This window comes from Micromonospora pallida (assembly GCF_900090325.1).
In the GTDB taxonomy this organism is placed as follows: Bacteria; Actinomycetota; Actinomycetes; order Mycobacteriales; family Micromonosporaceae; genus Micromonospora; species Micromonospora pallida.
Map to the genome: position 1 here is coordinate 3,523,544 of NZ_FMHW01000002.1, position 6,457 is coordinate 3,530,000.

A 6,457-nucleotide genomic window follows, 5' to 3' on the forward strand; every position below is an offset into this window, starting at 1 on the left:
GACGGCCGGATGCCGGGCGTCGTCGCCGTCGTCGTCCGGGCCGACCTCCTGGTACGACGGCGGTCCGGGACGGAATCCGGTCGTGCCGGGACGGGGAGCACTCCCGACGGCACGGGGCGGGGACCACTGCTCGGGGGCACGGGGCGGGGACTACTGCCCGGTTGCCCGGGACGGGGAGCACTGGCCGGCGGGCCCGGGCGGGGACCGCCGGGCGGCGGCCCGGGACGGAACGGAGCGCTCACGACCGGCCCCGGCGGCGTACCGGCCCGGTCATCCGGCCGCACCCGGCCCCGGCTCGTCCGCGGTCGTCCCCCGGACACCCTCTTCTTGGCGACCGTCTTCTTCACCACGGCCTTCTTCACCACGGCCTTCTTCGCCGGGGTACGCACCTCGAGCCGCGTCTCGTCCGCATCGCTGGTCCGGCTGACCGTCGCCGGGGCCTTCTTGGCGACCGTCTTCTTCGCCACCGTGGTCTTCTTCGCCACCGTGGCGGTGCGCTGCGGCTCCTCCGGTCCGACGGGGACGGATGTCGCCCTCGCCTCGCGCAACTGCCGCTCCAGCTCGCGCACCCGTCGGGTCAGCTCGGCGACCTCGTCGGCGGTGGCCAGCCCCACCACGCCCAGCGCCCGGTCCACCTCGAACCGGACCAGCTTGGTCAGTGCCTCCCGGTTGGCCGCGCTGGTCGACACGAGTTCCTCCGCCAGGGCCTGCAGCTGGGCGGCGGTCGCCCCACCGGAACCGACGAGCCGCCGGACCGCGTCCTGGGCCTTCTTCCGGGGCGCCTCCGTCAGGCCCAGGGCCAGCTCGAGGTAGGCGCGCCACGCGTCCTGCATACCTGAGTCCTTCCGCAGGGATCGGGGTGTGCTGGTGTCACGCTACCGGGCCGGCGGGTCACCTCCGTGCGGTACCGTGCCGGGGAACGGACGTGCCGCGAGGCGAGGGGGCGATGGTGGCCAGCGTTGACGAGTGCCGGCAGGCGTTGCGGGACCTGGCCGCCCGGCTGGAGGCGAACGCGGACAAGGTCCGCGAGCGCGTCGACCTGGACCGCACGCTCGCCTGTCGAATCACCGATCTCGACACGGCCTTCCACGGCCGGCTCACCGGCGGCAAGCTGGTGGACCTCGCTGACGGCGACGACCCGAAAGCCAAGATCGTCCTGAGCACCACCAGCGACGACCTGCTCGCCCTGGTCCGTGGCGAGCTCGACGTGACCCGCGCGGTGGCGTCCCGCCGAGTCTCGATCAAGGCGAACCCGTTCGACCTGATGAAGCTCCGCAAGCTGCTCTGAACCGGCCGGCCCACGCCGGTCAGCCGGACGGGCGCTCCGCTCCGGAGCTACCTCCGTCGAGGCTACTTCCGTCGGGAGGGCTGCTTCCTCAGTCGAACAGACCGAGATCCCGTAGGGCCCGCTCCGCCGCCGGCGAGGCCGCCCGTACCGGACGCTGCGCCGTCTCCGTCGTGGACCAGGCCACCGCGCAGAGCGCGGCCAGGGCGTCCAACGGGCGACCGGCTCCGCTCACCTCGAGCGCGTCGTCGCGGACGGCCACCGACCAACCGCCGGTCACCGCCTCGCCGGGAACGCGGACCACCGCGCCCGAATCGAAGAGCCCCGCCAGGTCGACCGCGACGTACGTCGGCCGGGCGTACGGCGGCGCGACAAGCAGATCGGCTGCCCCGCTGACCCCCGTCAGCACCAACAGGCTCGGTAGCCCGGCCCGGCATGCGCCCTCGATGTCGGTGTCCAGCCGGTCGCCCACCACCAGGCAACCCGCACCCTCGGCCCGGCGGGCGGCGGTGGCGAACAACGCCGGCTCCGGCTTGCCCACCACCAGGTCAGGATCCCGATCGAGCGCCGTCCGCAGTGCCGCCACCAGCGCGCCGTTACCCGGCAGCGGCCCGCGAGGGCTGGGCAGGGTGCGGTCGGTGTTGGTGGCGACCCAGGTGGCACCGGCCCGGACGGCGACCGCCGCCTCGGCCAGATCGGCCCAGCCGACCTGCGGACCGTAGCCCTGCACCACCGCGACCGGCGCCTCGTCGGCCCGGCTGACCGGGCGCAGACCCACCGCGCGAAGCTCCGCCCGCAACGCGTCCGCTCCGACCACCAGCACCGCCGCGTCGGCGGGAAACCGGTCCCGGAGCACCTCTGCGGCTGCGGCGGCCGAGGTGAGCACCTCCTCCGGCCGGGCCGACACGCCCATGCCGGTGAGCAGGTCGGCGACCTCGGACGAGCGGCGGGAGGCGTTGTTGGTCGCGTACGCGACGAGGTGGCCACCGGCACGCAGCCGGCCGACCGCCTCCACCGCGCCGGGGATCGGCCGGTCGATCAGGTAGATCACCCCGTCGAGGTCGAAGACCACCAGACGGTACCCGTCGACCAGCCGGCCCCCACCGCTGTCACTCACCGTCGGTCCGCTCCCGACGACCCGTCGGACTCCGTTCCGGCAGCCCCGCCCTCTGCGACCGCCGGACGGCCGTCAGCGTCCACCGACGCGGCCGTGTCCCCGGTACGCTCGTCGGTCCCGTCGGGCTCACCGATGCCGTCGAGCTCGGCCGTGCCGGCGAGTTCACCAGGGCCGGCGGGCTCGTCGTCCGGCAGAGTTTCGGCCGCACGGTCGGCCACGACGTCCCGGATCGACTCGGCATCCCCGGCGACCGGCGTGGCGTCACCGGTTGCCCGGGCCGCGTCCGGCTCGTCCGCACCGGCCGACTCCTCGTCGGTGGACGCCTCGTCGATCTCGTCGTCGCCCTCGAGCACCACGCCGTCCAGCTCCAGCAGGCGCTCGGCGGCGTCGGTCTCGGCGTCGGGGTCCACTTCGGCGGACCGGGCGAACCACTCCCGGGCTTCCTCGCGCCGGTCGGCCGCCAGCAACGCGTCGGCGTAGGCGTACCGCAGGCGCGCGGTCCACGGCTGGGCCGGCTCGCCGGTCAGCTCGCGGACCTGCAACATGGCCACCGCGGCGTCCTTCTGCCCAAGGTCCCCCCGGGCGCCGGCCGCCACGATGAGCAGCTCGATCGCCACGGCGGGGTCGAGCGACTCCCGGTCGGCGCCCCGGAACAGGTCGATAGCCCGTTCCGGACGCCCCAGCGCCCGCTCGCAGTCGGCGAGCACCGCCAGGTGGCTCTGCGACCCGCTCATCCGGTGGTACGTCCGCAGCTCGGCGATGGCCGACTGCCATTCCCCGGCGTGGTACGCCGCCAGCCCGACCGCTTCCCTTACGGCGGAGATGCGGGAGGCCAGTCGACGGGCCGCCAGCGCGTGCGCGAGCGCCTCGGCCGGGTCCTCGTCGATCAGCTGACCGGTCGCCACGAGGTGCCGGGCGACGGTCTCCGCCACCGGCTTGGCGAGGGAGAGCAACTCCGCCCGAACAGCGGTGTCGAGGTCGCTCGCGACGATCTCGTCCGGCAGGGCCGGTGCCTCGGCGCGGCCGCCGTCCGCCGGCTCCCGGCGTTCCTCGCGGCGCCCGTCCCGGTCCTCCCGAGGGGGACGACCAGACGAGTCGTCGGCGCGTCGACGGTCGCCGAACCGACCACCGTCGTCCCGGCGCGGGCGGTCACCGTAGCCGCCCCGGTCGTCATCCCGGTACGAACGCGACCGGTCCTGGCGGCGCTGGTCACGGTCACCGTCCCGGAAGCCCTCCCGCGTACCGCGACCACCCTGGTCGCCACCCCGGAAGCCGCCCTCCCGGCGATCCCCCCGGAACCCGCCGTCCCGGCGGTCACCCTCGCGGGAGTAGCTGTCCCGGGAACCCGGGCGGTAGCCACCGCCCTCGCCACGGTCGTCACGGCGGAAGCCGCCGCCGGGCCGGTCGTCCCGACGGAAACCGCCCTCACGACGATCACCGCCCCGGAAACCACCCTCCCGGGAGCCGCCCCGATCCTCCCGACCGAAGCCACCCCCACCACGCTCGTCACGGCGGGAATCCCCGCCCTCACGGCGGAAGCCACCGTCCCGCGACGGGCCGGAGCGGAAGCCACCCTCGCCACGGTCGTCACGGCGGAAGCCGCCGCCGGGCCGGTCGTCCCGACGGAAACCGCCCTCACGACGGTCACCGCCCCGGAACTCGCCCTCGCGACGTTCACCGCTCCGGAAACCGCCCTCGCGGGGCCCACGGTCGTCCCGACGGAACTCCCCGCCCTCACGACGGAAGCCACCGTCCCGCGACGGGCCGCCCCGGAAGCCGCCCTCACGACGGTCGTCGCCGCGGAAGCCGCCCTCACGACGGTCGTCCCGACGGAAACCGCCCTCACGGGGCGTGCGGTCGTCGCGCCGGAAGCCGCCGCTGTCACGAGGTCCGCGATCGTCGCGGCGGAAGCCGCTGTCGCGGTCGCCGCGGGGTGCGCCCTCGCGTGGGCCGCCGGAGCGGAAGCCACCCTCGCCACGGTCGTCGCGGCGGAAGCCGGCGCCGGGCCGGTCGTCCCGACGGAAACCGCCCTCACGACGGTCACCGCCCGGAAACCACCCTCCCGGGAGCCGCCCCGATCCTCCCGACCGAAGCCACCCCCACCACGCTCGTCACGGCGGAAGCTGCCACCCCGATCGTCACGGCGGCCGCTCTCCCCACGGAACCCGCCCGGTCGGCCCTCGCCGTCGCGACGGAAGCCGCCACGTTCCCGGGATCCGCCGTCGCGGGATCCACCATCGCGCGGGCCGGACCGGAAGTCGCCGGCACGGCGGTCGTTGTCGCGGTAACCGCCCTCGCGACCGCCCCGGTCCGCGCCCTGGCCACCACGCTGGTCGGCGGCACGGGAATCACGGTCGCCACGGTACGGCGGGCGGTCGTCCCGACGCGGCGACCCGTCGCGGCCACCGCCCCGGCGGTCGGTGCGATCATCGTACCGACGGGGACGGTCTCCGCCGTGCGGTCCTGAACTCACAGGTGCATCCTTCCTCAGTGCGCCACAAACAGCGCTATGCAGTCGAGGGCCGACCCCGGTGGGGCGGCCCTCGACTGAAAGAAGTCCGGCGGTGTCCTACTCTCCCACACCCTCCCGAGTGCAGTACCATCGGCGCTGGAGGGCTTAGCTTCCGGGTTCGGAATGTAACCGGGCGTTTCCCCTCCGCCATGACCGCCGTAACACTATCAACATATCAAACAACCCAACACACAGGCTGTTCGTTAGCTGTGAATCACACAGTGGACGCGTAGCGGCTTTGTAGTCAAGTCCTCGGCCTATTAGTACCGGTCGACTGAACCCGTTACCGAGCTTACATCTCCGGCCTATCAACCCAGTCGTCTAGCTGGGGGCCTTACCCATCCGAAGATGGTGGGATACCTCATCTTGAAGCGAGCTTCCCGCTTAGATGCTTTCAGCGGTTATCCCTTCCGAACGTAGCTAACCAGCCGTGCCCCTGGCGGGACAACTGGCACACCAGAGGTTCGTCCGTCCCGGTCCTCTCGTACTAGGGACAGCCCTTCTCAAGTATCCTACGCGCACGGCGGATAGGGACCGAACTGTCTCACGACGTTCTAAACCCAGCTCGCGTACCGCTTTAATGGGCGAACAGCCCAACCCTTGGGACCTGCTACAGCCCCAGGATGCGACGAGCCGACATCGAGGTGCCAAACCATCCCGTCGATATGGACTCTTGGGGAAGATCAGCCTGTTATCCCCGGGGTACCTTTTATCCGTTGAGCGACACCGCTTCCACACGCAAGTGCCGGATCACTAGTCCCGACTTTCGTCCCTGCTCGACCTGTCAGTCTCACAGTCAAGCTCCCTTGTGCACTTGCACTCAACACCTGATTGCCAACCAGGCTGAGGGAACCTTTGGGCGCCTCCGTTACCCTTTAGGAGGCAACCGCCCCAGTTAAACTACCCACCAGACACTGTCCCTGAACCGGATAACGGTCCGAAGTTAGATACCCAAATCAACCAGAGTGGTATTTCAAGATTGCCTCCACCCTAACTGGCGTTAGAGTTTCACCGGCTCCCACCTATCCTACACAAGCTAATTCGGATACCAATGTCAAGCTATAGTAAAGGTCCCGGGGTCTTTCCGTCCTGCCGCGCGTAACGAGCATCTTTACTCGTACTGCAATTTCGCCGGGCCTGTGGTTGAGACAGTGGGGAAGTCGTTACGCCATTCGTGCAGGTCGGAACTTACCCGACAAGGAATTTCGCTACCTTAGGATGGTTATAGTTACCACCGCCGTTTACTGGCGCTTAAGTTCTCCGCTTCGCCCCGAAGAGCTAACAGGTCCCCTTAACGTTCCAGCACCGGGCAGGCGTCAGTCCATATACATCGAATTACTTCTTCGCATGGACCTGTGTTTTTAGTAAACAGTCGCTTCCCCCTGCTCTCTGCGGCCATACAACGCTCCACCCGCAAGGGGCTTCACGTCTCCGGCCCCCCTTCTCCCTAAGTTACGGGGGCAATTTGCCGAGTTCCTTAACCACAGTTCGCCCGATCGCCTCGGTATTCTCTACCTGACCACCTGTGTCGGTTTGGGGTACG

Annotated in this window: 3 protein-coding genes, 2 rRNA genes and 1 pseudogene (1 of these 6 only partly in view); 1 reads left to right on the forward strand and 5 read right to left on the reverse strand. The window is 70.7% G+C overall.

All coding sequences use genetic code 11. The features are described from left to right. Positions 1–539 precede the first annotated feature (539 nt). A pseudogene (locus GA0074692_RS36960) lies at positions 540–833 on the reverse strand (phasin family protein); the annotation flags it as partial. A 116-nt stretch (positions 834–949) separates the two neighbouring features. Here GA0074692_RS36960 and GA0074692_RS14070 point away from each other — a divergent pair. Further along, a complete protein-coding gene (locus GA0074692_RS14070; protein WP_091653436.1) occupies positions 950–1,288 on the forward strand; it encodes an SCP2 sterol-binding domain-containing protein in 339 nt (112 codons plus the stop codon). A gap of 88 nt (positions 1,289–1,376) precedes the next feature. Here the strand turns inward: GA0074692_RS14070 and GA0074692_RS14075 are convergent, their stop codons facing one another. The 4 genes from GA0074692_RS14075 to GA0074692_RS14095 form a co-directional block, all read right to left on the reverse strand. Further along, a complete protein-coding gene (locus GA0074692_RS14075; protein WP_091644693.1) occupies positions 1,377–2,402 on the reverse strand; it encodes an HAD-IIA family hydrolase in 1,026 nt (341 codons plus the stop codon). Beyond that, positions 2,399–3,355, reverse strand: coding sequence for a tetratricopeptide repeat protein (locus tag GA0074692_RS14080; RefSeq protein ID WP_245730306.1), 957 nt, complete (start codon positions 3,353–3,355; stop codon positions 2,399–2,401). The genes GA0074692_RS14075 and GA0074692_RS14080 overlap by 4 nt, the downstream gene beginning before the upstream one ends. Before the next feature lie 1,603 nt (positions 3,356–4,958). Continuing rightward, a 5S ribosomal RNA gene (gene rrf / locus GA0074692_RS14090) occupies positions 4,959–5,075 on the reverse strand. A gap of 79 nt (positions 5,076–5,154) precedes the next feature. Beyond that, positions 5,155–6,457 (reverse strand): 23S ribosomal RNA (locus tag GA0074692_RS14095); it runs 1,804 nt beyond the window's last position.